Source organism: Streptomyces sp. NPDC025806, from assembly GCF_055558275.1.
Genome location: NZ_JBVHMU010000014.1, coordinates 165,620 through 181,977 on the forward strand (window position 1 = coordinate 165,620; position 16,358 = coordinate 181,977).

Sequence of the window (16,358 nt, forward strand, 5' to 3'; positions counted from 1 at the left end):
CTATGGCCGTCATCGATGCGCAGCGCACCTGGGCCCCGCTCGAGGAGCGTCTCGCCGTCACGAAGGACGAGCGGCACCGTGTGGTGCTGCGTGCGGTGATCGAGCACATGAAGGCCGAGGCCGAGCCGGACCTCGACCGGCTGATGGCCACCCTGTCCCCCGAGCCGGACTACCACTTCTGGTCCAGCGGCAAGGACATCGGCCCGAAGACGACGGACGGCGTGCGCACGTACTACGCCGCGTTCGTCGCCTCGCGGAGCAACGTGCTGGAGTACGAGATCGAGCGCCTCGTCCTCGACGACCACTGCCTGGTCACCGAGGGGAACCTGAAGCAGGTCTACCCGGGCTCGTACGCGGCGCGTCTCGGCTTCCCCGTCGACGACGAGTCCGCCGACTACCTGATCGTGAACCGGCAGCTGCTGTTGTGGCCGGTGGACGAGAACGGCCTGATCCAGGGCGAGGACTCGTACAGCTCGGGACCGATGAGCATCACGAAGCTGTCGTTCGACGAACTGCCGCAGCAGTACGTCGACATGGTGCACGCCGACCGCGGCGCGCAGGCCTAGCAGGCCCGGCGAGCCGCGCGGAAGAACCCTAGTCGCGGTCCCGGTGGTGGTAGGTCGTGCGGGTGTGCTCGGTGTGCGCCCGCATGATCTCCGTGGCCCGCGCCTCGTCGCGGGCGGAGATCGCCGCGATGAGGTCGCGGTGCTCGATCCAGGACTGACGGCCGCGCTGCCGGGCGACCGGCTGGTAGTACCAGCGCACGCGGCGGTCGACCTGGCCGGCCAGTTCGGCCAGGACGACGTTGCCCGCGAGCTCCATGACCTTGGCGTGGAAGGCCGCGTTCGTCGCGACGACCTGCTCCACGTCCCCGTCGGCGACCGCCTGCTCGCCCTGGGCGCACAGCTCCTCCAGGGCCGTGATGCCGCTCTTGCCCGCGTTGGCCGCGGCGAGGCGGGCGGCCTCCGCCTCCAACAGCGTGCGCACCGACAGGAGTTGGTCCGCCTCGGCCTCGGTCGGCTCGTGCACGAAGGCGCCCTGCGCGGGGCGCAGATCGACCCAGCCGTCCGTGTTCAGCCGCTGGAGCGCCTCGCGGACCGGCTGCCGGGACACCCCCAGGTGCCCGGCGAGCTCGCTCTCGACCAGGTGCTGGCCGGGCCGGAGCGCGCGCGTGGTGATGAGTTCGAGCAGGGCCTCGTAGACACGCTCGCGCAGCGGTCCGGGGCGCTCGAGCTTGGGCACCGCACCCTGCGGCAGTCCTGTGGACAACATCGGGTCCCCCTCGCACACGACACGGGATGGCTCGTCGGACTGGATTGTCTTTGGAATACAGTCTACCGAGCACAATCGCCAGCGCCATGGGGAGTTGACCTCGTCACACCGATGGCACCCAGGCGCCGACGGCGTCCCCCGCCTCAGGGGCAGCGCACGACCTGACCGGCGTAGGAGAGGTTCCCGCCGAAGCCGAAGAGCAGGGCGGGCTGCCCGCTGACGAGTTCGCCGCGCTCCACGAGCTTGGACAGGGCCATCGGGATGCTGGCGGCCGAGGTGTTGCCGGAGTCGACGACGTCACGGGCGACGACGGCGTTCACCGCGCCGATCTTCTCGGCGAGCGGCTCGATGATGCGCAGGTTGGCCTGGTGCAGGACGACGGCGCCGAGGTCGGCCGGGTCGAGCCCCGCCTTCGCGCAGGCCTCGCGGGCGAGCGGGGGCAGCTGCCGGGTGGCCCAGCGGTAGACGGACTGACCCTCCTGGGCGAAGCGCGGGGGCTCGCCCTCGATACGGACCGCGTTGCCCATCTCGGGGACCGAGCCCCACAGGACGGGGCCGATGCCGGGCTCCTGGCCGTCGGCGCAGGTCTCGATCACCACGGCGCCCGCGCCGTCGCCGACGAGGACGCAGGTGGAGCGGTCGCTCCAGTCGACGACGGCGGACATCTTGTCGGCGCCGATCACCAGGGCGCGGGTGGCGGCGCCGGCCCGCAGGGTGTGGTCGGCGGTGGCCAGGGCGTGGGTGAAGCCGGCGCACACGACGTTCAGGTCGAGGGCGGCCGGGGACGGGATCCCGAGCCGGCGGGCGACGCGGGCGGCCGTGTTCGGGGAGCGGTCGGTGGCCGTGGAGGTGGCGACGACGACCAGGTCGATCGCGTCGGCGGTCAGGCCCGCGGCGGCGAGCGCCTTGGCGGCGGCGTGCGCGGCGAGCTCGTCGACCGGCTCGTCGGGCCCCGCGATGTGCCGGGTGCGGATGCCGACGCGCGAGCGGATCCACTCGTCGTCGGTGTCGACCATCTCCGCGAGGTCCTCGTTGGTGAGGACGCGCGCGGGCTGGTAATGGCCGATGCCGACGATGCGTGAACCGTTCATGGGGCCCCCTTGGCCGATCAGTGGGCCCTCCAGTCTGGTCAGCGACTGACGAGTACGAGGTGACGTAAAGCGACAGGATTGGGGCGGGCCTGTTGGAGAGTTCCACCCGGTCACCCGACGAACGCGTGTGCACCTTTTGTGGCGGTTGGGGCGCTCATCGAACCCTCGCCGGACGGGCGCCGGAACCGGTCGCTGCACGGACCCTTGTCGACCCAACTTCCATACTGTAGACAATATTCCATCGACCGTTCAACGGTCCTCCGTGCTTCCCGGACCGCCACTGCCCGTGCGAGCGGGGCGTATCCGGCACCCTCGACGAACGGAGCTCCAGTGAAAGTCGCAGTCCTCGGCGCCGGTGCGATCGGCGCGTATGTCGGAGCCGCTCTGCACCGGGCCGGCGCCGACGTCCATCTCGTGGCCCGTGGACCGCACCTCGCGGCCATGAGGCGCGACGGCGTGCGGGTCCTCAGCCCGCGCGGTGACTTCACCGCACGGGTGCACGCCACCGACGACCCGGCCGACATCGGCCCCGTCGACCATGTCTTCCTCGGCCTCAAGGCGAACTCGTACGCGGCGTGCGGGCCGCTCATCGAGCCGCTGCTGCACGAGGGCACCTCGGTGATCGCCGCGCAGAACGGCATCCCGTGGTGGTACTTCCACGGGCACGGCGGGCCGCACGACGGGCACCGCCTGGAGAGCGTCGACCCCGGCAGCGCGGTCAGCGCCGTGCTCGCGCCCGAGCGGGCCGTCGGCTGTGTCGTCTACGCGGCGACGGAGCTGGAGGGCCCCGGGGTCGTGCGCCACCTGGAAGGCACCCGGTTCTCGATCGGGGAGCCGGACCGGACCGTCTCGGCGCGCTGCACCGAGTTCAGCGAGGCGATGAAGGCCGGCGGGCTCAAGTGCCCCGTCGAGCCGGATCTGCGCGCCGACATCTGGATCAAGCTGCTCGGCAACATCTCGTTCAACCCCATCAGCGCGCTCGTGCGGGCCACGATGCGGCAGATGTGCCTGCACGGCGGCACCCGCCGGGTCATCGAGATCATGATGACCGAGACGCTCGCCGTCGCCGGAGCCCTCGGCTGCAAGCCCGACATCTCGGTGGAGCGCCGCCTCGCCGGCGCCGAGCGCGTCGGCGACCACCGCACCTCCACGCTCCAGGACCTGGAGCGCGGCAAGCCGCTGGAGCTCGACGTGCTGCTCGCCGCGGTGGTGGAGCTGGCGGACATCACGGGCGTCGAGGTGCCGACCCTGCGCACCGTGCACGCCCTCTCGGACCTGCTCGCCCACGGTATGAGGAGGGACGCCGCATGAAGCAGAAGCGGCGCGACCGCACCCCGAAGACCTACACCCGGCTCACCCGCCCCCTGGTGCGGGAGGTGCCCGGCGACCGCACCTCGCCCTTCCGGACGGCCACCTGGGACGAGGCGCTCGACGCGGCGGCCGGCGGTTTCGCCCGCACCCGCGCCGCGCACGGCCCGGACGCCTTCGCGATGCTGTCCTGCTCCCGCGCCACGAACGAGATGAACTTCGTGGCGCAGAAGTTCACCCGCGTCGTCATGGGCACCAACAACGTCGACTCCTGCAACCGCACGTGTCATGCCCCGAGCGTCGCCGGACTCTCCGCGGTCTTCGGATCGGGCGGGGGCACGTCCTCGTACGAGGAGGTCGAGCACACCGATCTGATCCTGATGTGGGGATCCAACGCCCGCTTCGCGCACCCGATCTTCTTCCAGCACGTCCTGAGGGGGATACGGAACGGGGCGCGGATGTACGCCGTCGATCCGCGCCGCACGTCGACCGGCGAGTGGGCGGAGAGCTGGCTCGGGCTGAACGTGGGGACCGACATCCCGCTCGCGCACGCCGTGGCCCGCGAGATCATCGCGGCCGATCTGCACAACAAGGCGTTCGTCGAGCGCGCGACGACCGGCTTCGAGGAGTTCAAGGCGCTCGTCGAACCGTGGACGCTGTCCCTCGCCGAGAAGGTGACGGGGGTGCCCGCCGCCGCGATCAGGCAGCTCGCCCACGCCTACGCGACCGCCGAGCGCGCCCAGTTGTGCTGGACCCTCGGCATCACCGAGCACCACAACGGGACGGACAACGTCCGGGCGCTCATCAACCTCGCCCTGCTGACCGGGCACGTCGGCCGGTACGGCGCGGGCGTGCAGCCGCTGCGCGGGCAGAACAACGTGCAGGGCGGCGGCGACATGGGCGCCATCCCCAACCGGCTGCCCGGCTTCCAGGATCTCCTCGACGACGGGCTGCGGCTCAAGTTCGAGAAGGCCTGGGAGACGGTCATCCCGCCGCGCTACGGCATGACGCTCACCGACATGTTCGAGGCCATGGAGGAGGGCTCGCTGCACGCGGTGTACTGCGTCGGCGAGAACCCGGCGCAGTCCGAGGCCGACAGCGAGCAGGCGATCCGGCGCCTGTCCTCCCTCGACCACCTGGTCGTCCAGGACATCTTCCTGACCAAGACCGCGGAACTCGCCGACGTGGTGCTGCCCGCGACCGCCTCCTGGGCCGAGACGGAGGGCACCACCACCAACAGCGAGCGGCGCGTGCAGCGGGTGCGGGCCGCGCTCGCCCCGCCGGGCGAGGCACGCGAGGACATCGACATCATCTGCGCGGTCGCGGGGCGGCTCGGCCACGACTGGAAGTACCCGGACGCGGAGACGGTGTGGAACGAGCTGCGGTCCCTGTCCCCGGACCACTTCGGCATGACCTACGACCGGCTCGCCGAGCACCAGGGCCTCCAGTGGCCGTGCCCCGACACCGAGCGACTGCCGTCCCCGTACCTGCACGGCCGACTGTGGGAGAGCGACCCGGCGCGGCGCGGGCGACTCGCTCCGTTCGGGCTCGTGCAGCACGATCCGCCGGTCGACCTGACCGACGAGTCCTACCCGATCCGGCTCACCACCGGCCGCCGCCTCGACTCGTACAACACGGGCGTGCAGAGCAGCGGGTTCGCGTCCCCGCTGCGGCGCGGTGAGTACGTGGAACTGTGCCCGGAGGACGCCGAGCGGTACGGGGTCGTGGTCGGCGAGGAGGTCCGGGTGTCCTCGCGGCGCGGGACCGTGACCGCGCCGGTGTGGGTCGATCCGGGGCTGCGGCCCGGGCTCGCGTTCATGACCATGCACTTCCCCGACGAGGTGGACACCAACGCGCTGACGATCGAGGCGAACTGCCCGATCGCCGGGACGGCGGAGTTCAAGGCGTCGGCCATCCGCATCGAGAAGCTGACGGATATCGAGAAGCTGACGGTTAGGGGCTGAGCGGGCGTGGATCTGCGCTTCGGTGACAGCAAGCCGACGGACGAGGAACGGGCGGCGGTCGACGCGGTGCTCGGGCCGCCGGAGTCCGCCTGGGAGGGGGCCGACGACCGGTCGGACGCCGATCTGCGCTGGGCGCGTGGGGGGCGGGCCGCCCGGGACCGGCGGGATCAGCTGTTGCCGGGGCTGCACGCGATCAACGACCGGGTCGGCTGGATCAGCGAGGGGGCGCTCGCCTATCTGTGCCGGCGGCTCACGGTGCCGCCCGCGGAGGCTTATGGGGTGGCCACGTTCTACTCCATGTTCTCGGTGCGGCCTCGTCCTTCGACGGTGCTGCACGTGTGTACGGATCTGGCCTGTGCGGGGGCCTCCGGCGGTTTGCCGGACGTTCCCGGGGTGCATATCGAGGAGTCGCCCTGTCTCGGGATGTGCGAGCGGGCGCCGGCGGCGCTTCTTGTGCGGGCCGGGGCTTCGGCGTCGGCCACGCCTCTGGCGCCGTTTCGGGGCTCCGCCCCGGACCCCGCTCCTCAATCGCCGGAGGGGCTTGAATATGCGGAGGCAGGACAGTCGGTCCCCCAACGCGGCTCACCTGACTTGGTGTTGCTCCGCCGCATCGGCACCGTCGACCCCGCCTCGCTCGACGACTACCGTGCCGAGGGTGGGTATGCCGCCCTGCGGCGGGCGTTCGCGCTCGGGCCCGCCGGGGTCATCCGGGAGGTGACCGACGCGGGGCTCGTGGGGCGGGGCGGTGCCGCGTTCCCGACCGGGCGGAAGTGGCAGGCAACCGCCGCGCAGCCCGACGGACCGCACTATCTCGTGTGCAACGCCGACGAGTCGGAGCCCGGCACCTTCAAGGACCGGGTGGTGATGGAGGGCGACCCGTACGCGCTCGTCGAGGCGATGACGATCGCCGCGTACGCCACCGGCGCCCACCACGGCTACCTCTATCTGCGCGGCGAGTACCCGACCGCCCTCGCGCGGATGAGCCACGCCATCGAACAGGCCCGCGCGCGCGGCCTGTTGGGGGACGACATCCTCGGCCAGGGCTTCTCCTTCGACATCGAGATCCGGCGCGGGGCGGGCGCGTACATCTGCGGTGAGGAGACGGCCCTCTTCCAGTCCATCGAGGGGTATCGCGGGGAGCCGCGCTCCAAGCCGCCGTTCCCGGTCGAGAAGGGCCTGTTCGGCAAGCCGACCGCCGCGAACAACGTCGAGACGCTCGTCAACGTCCTGCCGATCCTGACCCTGGGCGCCCCGGCGTACGCGGCGGTCGGCACCGGACGGTCGACGGGGCCGAAGCTGTTCTGCGTGTCCGGCGCCGTCGAGCGGCCCGGCGTGTACGAACTGCCCTTCGGGGCCACGCTCGGCGACCTGCTCGCCCTGGCCGGCACCCCGAACCCGCTGAAGGCGATCCTGCTCGGCGGCGCGGCGGGCGGCTTCGTACGGCCCGACGAGCTGGACATCCCGCTCACGTTCGAGGGAACGCGCGAGGCCGGCACGACGCTCGGCTCGGGTGTCGTCATGGCCTTCGACGACACGCTGCCGCTGCCCCGGATCCTGTTGCGCATCGCGCAGTTCTTCCGCGACGAGTCCTGCGGGCAGTGCGTGCCGTGCCGGGTCGGGACCGTACGGCAGCAGGAGGCGCTGGAGCGGATCGCGGCGCGCGAGGGCCTCGCGGCCGACGACGACATCGCCCTGCTGCGCGAGGTGGGCCGCACCATGCGGGACGCCTCCATCTGCGGTCTCGGGCAGACCGCCTGGAACGCCATCGAGTCCGCGATCGACCGTCTGGGGGCGTACGCGTCATGACCGCTGTCGAGCTGGGGATCCCCCGGCGGCTGCTCGAGTTCACGATCGACGGGGAGGCCGTGCGGGCGCCGGAGGGGTCGACGATCCTCGACGCCTGCCGGGCCGCGGGCAAGGACGTCCCGACGCTGTGCCAGGGCGACACGCTCACCCCGAAGAACGCCTGCCGGGTGTGTGTCGTCGAGGTCGAGGGCTCGCGCACCCTGGTGCCGGCCTGCTCGCGCAAGGCCGAGCCTGGCATGGAGGTGCGCACGGACACCGAGCGGGCCCGGCACAGCCGCAAGGTCGTCATCGAACTCCTCGCGTCCTCGGTCGACTTGTCGACGACTCCGCGGATCGAGGAGTGGATCGCGGAGTACGACGCGAAGCCGGACCGGTTCGGTCCGGACGCGGCGCGGCTCGGCGAGGAACCGCGCGTCGACAACGACCTCTACGTCCGCGACTACGACAAGTGCATCCTCTGCTACAAGTGCGTGGACGCGTGCGGCGACCAGTGGCAGAACACGTTCGCGATCTCGGTCGCGGGCCGTGGCTTCGACGCGCGGATCGCCGTCGAGCACGACGCCCCGCTCACCGACTCGGCGTGCGTGTACTGCGGGAACTGCGTCGAGGTGTGCCCGACGGGCGCCCTGTCGTTCAAGTCGGAGTTCGACATGAGGGCAGCCGGGACGTGGAACGAGGCGGCGCAGACGGAGACGACGACGGTGTGCGCGTACTGCGGCGTCGGCTGCAATCTCACCCTTCACGTCCAGGACAATGAGATCGTTAAGGTCACGTCGCCGCACGACAATCCGGTGACCCACGGCAACCTCTGCATCAAGGGCCGCTTCGGCTACCAGCACGTACAGAACCGGGACTGATCGGGACATGGGACGAGTCACACAGCGGCGCAAGGTGATCCGGATCCGGGACGGCCACGTGTCGTCGCGGCCGGACACCCTGGTCGCCGAGGAACCCCTGGAGATCCGGCTGAACGGGAAGCCGCTCGCCATCACGATGCGCACCCCGGGCGACGACTTCGCGCTCGCGGCGGGCTTCCTCGTGAGCGAAGGGGTACTGGGCGCCGCCGAGGAGCTCCAGAACATCGTGTACTGCGCCGGTGCCACGCAGGACGGTTCCAACACGTACAACGTGGTGGACGTGCGGACCGCGCCCGGTGTCGTCCTGCCGGACATCACGCTGGAGCGGAACGTGTACACGACGTCCTCGTGCGGGCTGTGCGGCAAGGCGAGTCTCGACGCGGTGCGGACGACGGCCCGGTTCCCGATCTCCGACACTCCCCCGGTCCGGCTCGAACCGGAGGTGCTGGCGTCGCTCCCCGACCGGCTGCGCGAGCGCCAACGGGTCTTCGACCGGACCGGGGGCCTGCACGCGGCAGCGCTCTTCGACGAGGAGGGGAACCTGCTCGACGTGCGGGAGGACGTGGGCCGGCACAACGCGGTCGACAAACTGGTCGGCCGCGCCCTGCGGGAGGGCGGCCTGCCCTTGTCGCGCTCGGTCCTGATGGTCTCGGGCCGGGCCTCGTTCGAGCTGGCGCAGAAGGCGGTCATGGCCGGCATCCCGATGCTGGCGGCGGTCTCCGCTCCGTCGTCGCTGGCCGTCGACCTCGCGGCCGAGACGGGGCTGACGCTGATCGGCTTCCTGCGGGGCTCCTCCATGAACGTGTACGCGGGCGAACACCGGGTCGCGCTGCGGGCCGCGGCCGCTCACTGATCCCGGTGCCTCCCGCTGCACGGCGGCGGGGGCCCGGACCGGCGGGGAGCGCCCCCTGCGCCGGCCGGGCCCCTACGCCGACGTCCGCGCCTGCGCCTGCGCCTGCGCCTGCGCGGGCGCCTGAGGGGTGATCCGTCGCAGCATGTCCAGGAAGGCCGCTCGCTCGTCCTCGTCGAGCGGGGCGAGGAGTGCGTCGTTCGCGGTGCGGGCGGCGCGGGCGCAGGTGGCGACGAGCCGGGTGCCGTCCTCGGTGGCGGTGACCGCGTTCTTGCGGCGGTCCCGCGGGTCCGGACGGCGTTCGACGAGGCCCGCCGCCTGAAGGTCGTTGAGGACTCCGACCATGTCCTTCGGGTCCAGTTGGACGCTGCGCACGAGATCGGCCTGGGCGACGGGCTGTTGATCGACGACGGCGCACAGGACGACGTGGTGCCACATCTTCAGTCCGTGTTCGGCGAGCGCCTCGGCGACGAGGGCGCGGCCTCGTGCGGCGGCGCGGCCGAGCAGCCAGCTGGGCAGGTCGCGGATGGTGCTCGGGGCGGCGTTCATGGACCCATCCTAACGAGAATTCATTGGACTCCCCAATGAACTTACCCTATCGTTGGTTCTCCCAATGAATGGCGTTCCAGACCTGACCTGAGGCGGTGACGGCGCATGCGTCGTGTCCGGTACGAGCACAGCGGCGGGCCGGAGGCCCTGTTCCTGGAGCAGGCACCCGTTCCCGAGCCCGGTCCGGGTGAACTCCTCGTCCGCACCGAGGCGATCGGGGTGACGCTGCCCGTCGTGCGCAAGGTCCGCGAGGCCCGGGAGCCGATTCCGCTCGGCGGGGAGGTCGCGGGCGAGGTGGTGGCGGTCGGGGCGGGCGTGACGCGGTTCGGCATCGGCGACCGGGTCACGGGGCTGGTGTTCGGGCACGGCTACGCGGAGTTCGCGGTGTTGCGGGACGCCATGGCCTCGCCGGTGCCGGAGGGGGCGTCTGCGGTCGCCGCGGTGGCTCTCGTCCGCAGCGGTCTCGTCGCGTACGGGGCCCTGCGGGCGGCGCGGCCGGAGCCGGGCGAGCGGGCGCTCGTGACGGCGGCGGCGAGCGGGGTCGGCCACCTGGCCCTCCAACTGGCCCGGATCCAGGGGGCGTCGTGGGTCACCGCGGCGGTGTCCGACGCGGGGAAGGCGGACCTTCTGCGCGGGCTCGGTGCGGACGCGGTGGTCACGTACGACGCGGAGTCCTGGGGTGAGCCGGTGGACTACGCGCTGGACGCGGTGGGCGGAGCGCTGCTGAAACCGGCGGTCGGGGCACTGGGCGCGTACGGGCGGCTCGTGGCGTACAGCTCGGGGGGCGGGACGGTCGAGGCGTACGACCTGCTGGTCGGGGCGAAGTCGGTGATCGGGTTCCAGATGGCGCTGATCGCGCGGGAGCGACCGGATCTGTACGAGGCGTGGCGCGTGGAGCTCTGGGATCTCTATCTGACGGGCCGTCTGACGCCGGTGGTGCACGGCAAGTTCGCCCTGGAGGAGGCTGCTTCCGCGCACGCCCTGATCGAGTCCCGCGGCAATCTGGGCAAGGTGGTCCTGGTTCCTTAGGGCTCGGCCCATTCGGCACGGTGCTCGACCAGCGGACCCCTGGGGCACACGAAGTGTGCCTTCAGGGGCGCGGGGAACTGCGCGACCAGCCACGACGACGCGACAACCGGCGACGATCCTCCGCCCCTACGGCGGCGGCGCCGTAGCCGGGGCCGACTGGAACGCGCACCCGGCACTGGGGTGCTGCCCGTGGCGAGGCCGCGGGAGGGCCGGGAATCGGCGCGGGCGGTGGGCTGACCGAGGTCCGGCGGAGCCACTAGCGTGGCCGGCGTGGCGGACGAGCCGGGGACAGCGCGGGCATGGGTGGCGGTGATCGCCGCGGCCGTGTTGCTCGGCGGGCTGGTCGCATGGCTCGGGGAGCGGCCCGGGGACACCGTGGACGGCGCCCGCTCCTGCGCCGGGCGGGCCGTCACCTCCTGGCGGGAGGAGCGCGCGCTGACCGGGGACTTCGCCCGGTACGGGGACGATCCGGCGCGGGTCGACGACTGGTCGGGCGGGGACGGGACGCATTCCGTGCGGCTGCCGGACGGACGGACCCTGTGGCTGTTCTCGGACACGTTCCTGGACGCGGTGCACGCGCCGCCCAACCCCGCCGGGGAGCCGTACACCTGGCGGGACCCGAGCGCCCCCTTCGTACGGAACTCGGCCGTCGTCATGACCCCGGCCGGCCGCGTCGAGCGGACCCTCCCCGCTCCCCTGTTCCCCGACACCGGCGTGGGCGAATGGCGCTGGCCCGTGTCCGCGCGGGTCGAACCGCGTGCGCCGGGCTCACGCGAGAAGGTCGTGCGGGTCCTGCTGTGGACCCGGGCCAAGGGCGTGGCGCCGTACGTCTACGGCGTGCCGGCGGCGACCGAGGTGGCCACCTTGTCGCTGCCGGACCTGCGTCTGACCGGCATCACCCAGGTGCTCGACCAGCGGCGGGTGGCCGACCCCGCGCGGCGCGTGCTGTTCGGCACGGCGGCGGTCGACGCGGGCCGCTGGACGTACGTGTTCGGCGCGGACGACGGCCAGGCCCCGGCCCACCGGGCCTACGCGGCGCGGGCCCCCCGCGGCCGGCTCGGCGACGTATCGGCCTGGGAGTACTGGGACGGCGACCGCTGGCGGGCGGATGGAGGACGCCCCGCGCCGGTGCTCGGCGACGGGCGGCGCCGCGGTGTGGGCAGCGCGTTCACGGTCGTCCGGGACGCCGGGACGTACGTGCTGTTCACGATGGCGGCGGGCCCGGCGGGGCTGCGGACGATCACCTCGTACTGGTCCTGCTCCCCCATCGGCCCCTGGCACGGCCCCGCGCGGGGCATCACGCCACCGCTGCCGGACGCGACGGTCGCCGCGTACAACCCGCAGGCGCACCCGGCGCTCGGCGCCGGAGGCCGCGTCGTGCTCAGTTACGACGTGAACCGGCTCGACGCGGCGCCCGGCGCCGGGCAGGCAGAACTCAACGCGAACGTGGCCCGCTACCGGCCGCGGTTCGTGTCCGTGCGGCTGGGGCCTCCGGCGCCGGGCTGAGCACGGCCTCCTGCGGCTCCTCCGGATCGTGCGAGCGGCGTTTGGCGATGACGGCGCAGACCATGAGCTGCATCTGGTGGAACAACATCAGCGGCAGCACGGCGAGGGAGGCGTGCGCCCCGAACAGCACGGTGGCCATGGGCAGTCCGGACGCGAGGGACTTCTTCGATCCGGCGAACTGGATCGCGATGCGGTCGGCGCGGCCGAAGCCGAGCGCCTTGGCCCCGTACCAGGTCACGGCCAGCATCACGGCGAGGAGCACCGCCTCGACGGCGAGGAGCCCGGCCAGGCGCACGGCGCTGACCTGGTGCCAGATGCCCTGGACCATGCCTTCGCTGAACGCGGTGTAGACGACGAGGAGGATCGAGCCGCGGTCGACGTAGCCGAGGACCTTCTTGTGGCGGGTGATGAACCCGCCGACCCAGCGCCGCAGCAACTGGCCCGCCACGAACGGCACGAGCAGTTGCAGCACGATCTTGACGAGCGAGTCGGCGGAGAAGCCGCCGCCGGTGCCGCCGAGCAGCGCGGCGGCGAGCAGCGGGGTGAGGACGATACCGGCGAGCGAGGAGAAGGAGCCCGCGCAGATGGCCGCCGGGACGTTGCCCCGTGCGATCGAGGTGAACGCGATCGAGGACTGGATGGTGGAGGGGACGAGGGTGAGGAAGAGCAGGCCCTCGTACAGGTTCTGCGGCAGGAGCACCGGGACGAGTCCGCGGGCGGCCAGGCCGAGCAGCGGGAACAGCACGAAGGTGCAGGCGAGGACGGCGACGTGGAGGCGCCAGTGGCGCAGTCCGTCGAGGGCCTCGCGGGTGGAGAGCCGGGCCCCGTACAGGAAGAAGAGGAAGGCGACGGCCACGGTGGAGGCGCCGGAGGCCACGTCGGCCGCGCCGCCTCGGGCGGGGAGGAGCGCGGCGACGCCGACCGTCGCGATCAACGCCAGGATGTACGGGTCGATCGGCATCCAGGACGGCCAGGTCAGGCGTTTCATCGGTTCCTTGCTCTCGGTTCAGGTCGTGCCCTCTCCATGGTCCCCCTCCGGGCTGTGATCGGGAATCCTGCATACCGCTCTGACTGTCATCACGTCGCGCGATGACCGGGGGTAGGGTGGCGGAATGTACGACCCGGGGCAGTTGAGGACGTTTCTGGCCGTCGCGCAGACGCTGAGCTTCACGCAGGCGGCGCGCCGGCTCGGGCTGCGGCAGTCGACGGTGAGCCAGCACGTGCGGCGCCTGGAGGACGCGACGGGCCGCACCCTGTTCACGCGGGACACGCACTCGGTGGAGCTGACGGAGGACGGGGAGGCGATGCTCGGCTTCGCCCGCCGGATCCTGGAGGTGCACGAGCAGGCGACGTCCTTCTTCACGGGGACGCGGCTGCGCGGACGCCTCCGGTTCGGGGCGTCGGAGGACTTCGTGCTGACGCGGCTGCCGGAGATCCTGGAGGCGTTCCGCGTCGAGCACCCCGAGGTCGATCTGGAACTGACGGTCGAGCTGTCGGGGACGCTGCACGAGCAGCTGGACGCGGGCCGGCTCGACCTGGTGCTCGCCAAGCGGCGCCCGCAGGACCCGCGGGGCACCCCGGTGTGGCGGGACCGGCTGGTGTGGATCGGTTCGGAGCGGCTGCGGATCGACCCGGAGCGCCCGGTGCCGCTGATCGTGTATCCGCCGCCGGGGATCTCGCGGGCGCTGGCCATGGAGGCGCTGGAGCGGCACGGCCGGGCCTGGCGGATCGCCTGCACGAGCGGCTCGCTGAACGGGCTCGTGGCGGCGGCCCGGGCCGGCCTCGGCGTGATGGCCCACTCGCGCGGCCTTGTGCCGCCGGGCCTGGTGCGGGTCCCGGAGCGGGCCGGACTGCCGGAGCTCGGCGAGGTCGACTTCGTCCTGCGCGGGACCAAGGAGGAGGGTCCCGCGCGGGCCCTGGGCACGGCGATCCTCGCGGGCGGCGACCGGCTGCGCTGACACCGACCGCCGTCGCGACTCGTGATCATGGACCTGGTACTGTCCTGCCGACCCGTAGCGGAACTGACCACTCCGTCCAAAAGCGCGGGTGAACGGGCCGGGGTGCCCTCTCCGTACAGATTCGGTGGAGACCCGTGAAGGCGGCCGGGAGATTGCGGCACCGAAACTTACTGATGCGTAAGTAATCTGTCCCGCGCCTTCCCTTGTGGCCCCATTTAAATGGCTGACCTGTGCATATTCCGGGTGTCCGGGAACGGAGGCTCCCCCTCCCGCCGGACCGCGCGGTCCGGTACCGTCACCGACGCTGTGCGGAGCGCCACAAGGAGCAACATGCGCGAGATCACCACCCCTGCCCTGGCGTCGGCGCCGCCGGTGGGCGGCCTGGCCGACGCCGTGTTCGACCGCGCCCTGGACGACCCGGGGCACATCGCCCTCGGCCGCAAGGACGCCGCGGGCCAGTGGCACGACGTCACCCAGGCCCGGTTCCGCGACGAGGTCCTCGCGCTGGCCAAGGGCCTGCTCGCCCAGGGCATCCGGTTCGGCGACCGCGTCGCCATCATGTCCCGCACACGCTACGAGTGGACCCTGTTCGACTTCGCGCTGTGGACCATCGGCGCCCAGGTCGTCCCGGTGTACCCGACCTCGTCCGCCGAGCAGGTCTTCTGGATGATGTACGACGCCCAGGTGACGGCGGCGATCGTGGAGCACGAGGACCACGCGATGACGATCGCCACGGTCATCGACCGGCTCCCGCACCTGCGCCGGCTGTGGCAGCTGGACGGCGGCGCGGCCGACGAGGTCGCCGCGTCGGGCACCCACATCGACGACGAGACGGTGCAGCGGCACCGCCGCGCGGTCACCCCAGAGTCCGTCGCCACGGTCATCTACACCTCGGGCACGACGGGCCGCCCCAAGGGCTGCGTCATCTCGCACGGCAACTTCATGTTCGAGGCGGACACGGTCATCGAGCGCTGGGAGCCCGTGTTCGCCTCCAAGCGCGAACGCATCCCCTCCACCCTCCTCTTCCTGCCGCTCGCGCACGTCTTCGGGCGGATGGTGCAGGTCGCGGCGGTGCGCGGCGGGGTGAAGCTCGGCCACCAGCCGCAGCTGAACGCGGCGGCCCTGCTCCCCGACCTCCAGGCGTTCAAGCCCACCTTCATCCTCGCGGTGCCGTACATCTTCGAGAAGGTGTTCAACGCGGCCCGCCGCAAGGCGGAGAAGGAGGGTCGCGCCGGCGCCTTCGACAAGGCCGTGGAGTGCGCGGTCAAGTACGCGGACGCCCAGGAGGCCAAGGCCTTCGGGACCGGCCCCGGCCCCTCCGCGTCCCTGCGCATGCAGCACTCCCTGTTCGACAAGCTCGTCTACTCCAAGGTGCGCGAGGCGATGGGCGGGCGCGTGCGGCACGCGATGTCCGGCGGCTCGGGCATGGACCGCCGGCTCGGCCTGTTCTTCGCGGGCGCCGGGGTCGCGATCTACGAGGGCTACGGCCTGACCGAGTCGACCGCCGCGGCCACCGCGAACCCGCCCGAGCAGACCCGCTACGGCACGGTCGGCAAGGCGATCCCGGGCACCACCGTGCACATCGCGGACGACGGCGAGGTCTGGCTGTACGGGGGCAATGTCTTCCAGGGCTACCTCAACGACCCCAAGGCCACCGACGCCACCCTCCACGAGGGCTGGCTCGCCACGGGCGACCTGGGCGCGCTCGACGAGGACGGCTATCTGACCATCACCGGCCGCAAGAAGGAGATCCTCGTGACCTCCGGCGGCAAGAGCGTCTCGCCGCAGCAGCTCGAGGAGCGGGTGCGCGACCATCCGCTGGTCGCGCAGTGCATCGTCGTCGGCAACGACCGCCCGTACATCGCGGCGCTCGTCACGCTGGACTCCGAGGCCGTCGAGCACTGGCTCGGCATGCGCCACAAGCAGCCGATGAGCCCCGCGGACCTGGTGCGCGACCCGGATCTGGAGATGGAGGTGCGGCGCGCCGTCGTCGCCGCCAACACCCTGGTCTCGCAGGCCGAGTCGATCCGAACCTTCCGGATCCTGGCCCACCAGTTCACCGAGGAGCACGGGCTGCTCACGCCCTCGCTGAAGCTGAAGCGGAAGGCGATCGAGACCGTGTACTCGGCCGAGGTGGAGGCCCTCTACCACGCATGATGACCGGAAAC

The 16,358-nt window shown here is 72.0% G+C and carries 14 protein-coding genes; 10 read left to right on the plus strand and 4 right to left on the minus strand.

Features of this window, described 5'->3' with window-relative positions; all coding sequences use genetic code 11:
* Positions 1-2: 2 nt before the first annotated feature.
* Positions 3-566: a hypothetical protein gene (locus tag ACZ4E1_RS28810; protein WP_467544686.1), complete on the plus strand. Its 564-nt coding sequence runs from the start codon at positions 3-5 to the stop codon at positions 564-566.
* A 28-nt stretch (positions 567-594) separates the two neighbouring features.
* On the opposite strand, the gene ACZ4E1_RS28815 is transcribed toward ACZ4E1_RS28810, so the two are convergent.
* Both ACZ4E1_RS28815 and ACZ4E1_RS28820 read right to left on the minus strand, forming a co-directional pair.
* Positions 595-1,272, minus strand: a complete 678-nt coding sequence (locus ACZ4E1_RS28815; RefSeq protein WP_467544689.1) for a GntR family transcriptional regulator — start codon at positions 1,270-1,272, stop codon at positions 595-597.
* Positions 1,273-1,415: 143 nt separating this feature from the next.
* Positions 1,416-2,363, minus strand: a complete 948-nt coding sequence (locus tag ACZ4E1_RS28820) for a beta-ketoacyl-ACP synthase III (RefSeq protein ID WP_467544692.1) — start codon at positions 2,361-2,363, stop codon at positions 1,416-1,418.
* Positions 2,364-2,693: 330 nt separating this feature from the next.
* Here ACZ4E1_RS28820 and ACZ4E1_RS28825 point away from each other — a divergent pair, with 330 nt between their 5' ends.
* From ACZ4E1_RS28825 to fdhD, 5 genes are read left to right on the plus strand one after another with little or no spacing between them, the layout of a single operon-like run.
* Positions 2,694-3,674: a 2-dehydropantoate 2-reductase gene (locus ACZ4E1_RS28825; protein ID WP_467544695.1), complete on the plus strand. Its 981-nt coding sequence runs from the start codon at positions 2,694-2,696 to the stop codon at positions 3,672-3,674.
* Complete coding sequence (locus ACZ4E1_RS28830) at positions 3,671-5,635, plus strand: molybdopterin oxidoreductase family protein (RefSeq protein WP_467544698.1); 1,965 nt, start codon at positions 3,671-3,673, stop codon at positions 5,633-5,635. Before ACZ4E1_RS28825 ends, ACZ4E1_RS28830 begins: the two co-directional genes overlap by 4 nt.
* 6 nt (positions 5,636-5,641) lie before the next feature.
* Positions 5,642-7,441: an NADH-ubiquinone oxidoreductase-F iron-sulfur binding region domain-containing protein gene (locus ACZ4E1_RS28835; protein WP_467544702.1), complete on the plus strand. Its 1,800-nt coding sequence runs from the start codon at positions 5,642-5,644 to the stop codon at positions 7,439-7,441.
* A complete protein-coding gene (locus ACZ4E1_RS28840) occupies positions 7,438-8,298 on the plus strand; it encodes a 2Fe-2S iron-sulfur cluster-binding protein (protein WP_467544705.1) in 861 nt (286 codons plus the stop codon). Before ACZ4E1_RS28835 ends, ACZ4E1_RS28840 begins: the two co-directional genes overlap by 4 nt.
* A gap of 7 nt (positions 8,299-8,305) precedes the next feature.
* Positions 8,306-9,151: a formate dehydrogenase accessory sulfurtransferase FdhD gene (fdhD, locus tag ACZ4E1_RS28845; RefSeq protein WP_467544708.1), complete on the plus strand. Its 846-nt coding sequence runs from the start codon at positions 8,306-8,308 to the stop codon at positions 9,149-9,151.
* 72 nt (positions 9,152-9,223) lie between these two features.
* Here fdhD and ACZ4E1_RS28850 read toward each other — a convergent pair whose 3' ends face one another.
* A complete protein-coding gene (locus ACZ4E1_RS28850; protein ID WP_467544711.1) occupies positions 9,224-9,697 on the minus strand; it encodes a MarR family winged helix-turn-helix transcriptional regulator in 474 nt (157 codons plus the stop codon).
* A gap of 105 nt (positions 9,698-9,802) precedes the next feature.
* On the opposite strand from ACZ4E1_RS28850, the gene ACZ4E1_RS28855 reads away from it, so the two are divergent.
* Together ACZ4E1_RS28855 and ACZ4E1_RS28860 are read left to right on the plus strand one after the other, a co-directional pair.
* Entirely contained in the window at positions 9,803-10,726 is a 924-nt protein-coding gene (locus ACZ4E1_RS28855) for a quinone oxidoreductase family protein (RefSeq protein WP_467544714.1), read from the plus strand.
* A 270-nt stretch (positions 10,727-10,996) separates the two neighbouring features.
* On the plus strand, positions 10,997-12,232 hold the full coding sequence (locus ACZ4E1_RS28860) for a hypothetical protein (RefSeq protein WP_467544717.1): 1,236 nt from the start codon (positions 10,997-10,999) through the stop codon (positions 12,230-12,232).
* Here the strand turns inward: ACZ4E1_RS28860 and ACZ4E1_RS28865 are convergent.
* Positions 12,162-13,220 carry a bile acid:sodium symporter family protein gene (locus ACZ4E1_RS28865; protein ID WP_467544721.1) on the minus strand — a complete coding sequence of 353 codons (1,059 nt, stop codon included), beginning with the start codon at positions 13,218-13,220 and terminating at the stop codon, positions 12,162-12,164. The two genes, ACZ4E1_RS28860 and ACZ4E1_RS28865, sit on opposite strands and share 71 nt — an antisense overlap.
* Before the next feature lie 124 nt (positions 13,221-13,344).
* Between ACZ4E1_RS28865 and ACZ4E1_RS28870 the strand changes: the two genes are divergently transcribed.
* Both ACZ4E1_RS28870 and ACZ4E1_RS28875 read left to right on the plus strand, forming a co-directional pair.
* Positions 13,345-14,190: a LysR substrate-binding domain-containing protein gene (locus tag ACZ4E1_RS28870; protein ID WP_467544724.1), complete on the plus strand. Its 846-nt coding sequence runs from the start codon at positions 13,345-13,347 to the stop codon at positions 14,188-14,190.
* A gap of 330 nt (positions 14,191-14,520) precedes the next feature.
* On the plus strand, positions 14,521-16,347 hold the full coding sequence (locus ACZ4E1_RS28875; protein ID WP_467544727.1) for an AMP-dependent synthetase/ligase: 1,827 nt from the start codon (positions 14,521-14,523) through the stop codon (positions 16,345-16,347).
* Positions 16,348-16,358 lie beyond the last annotated feature (11 nt).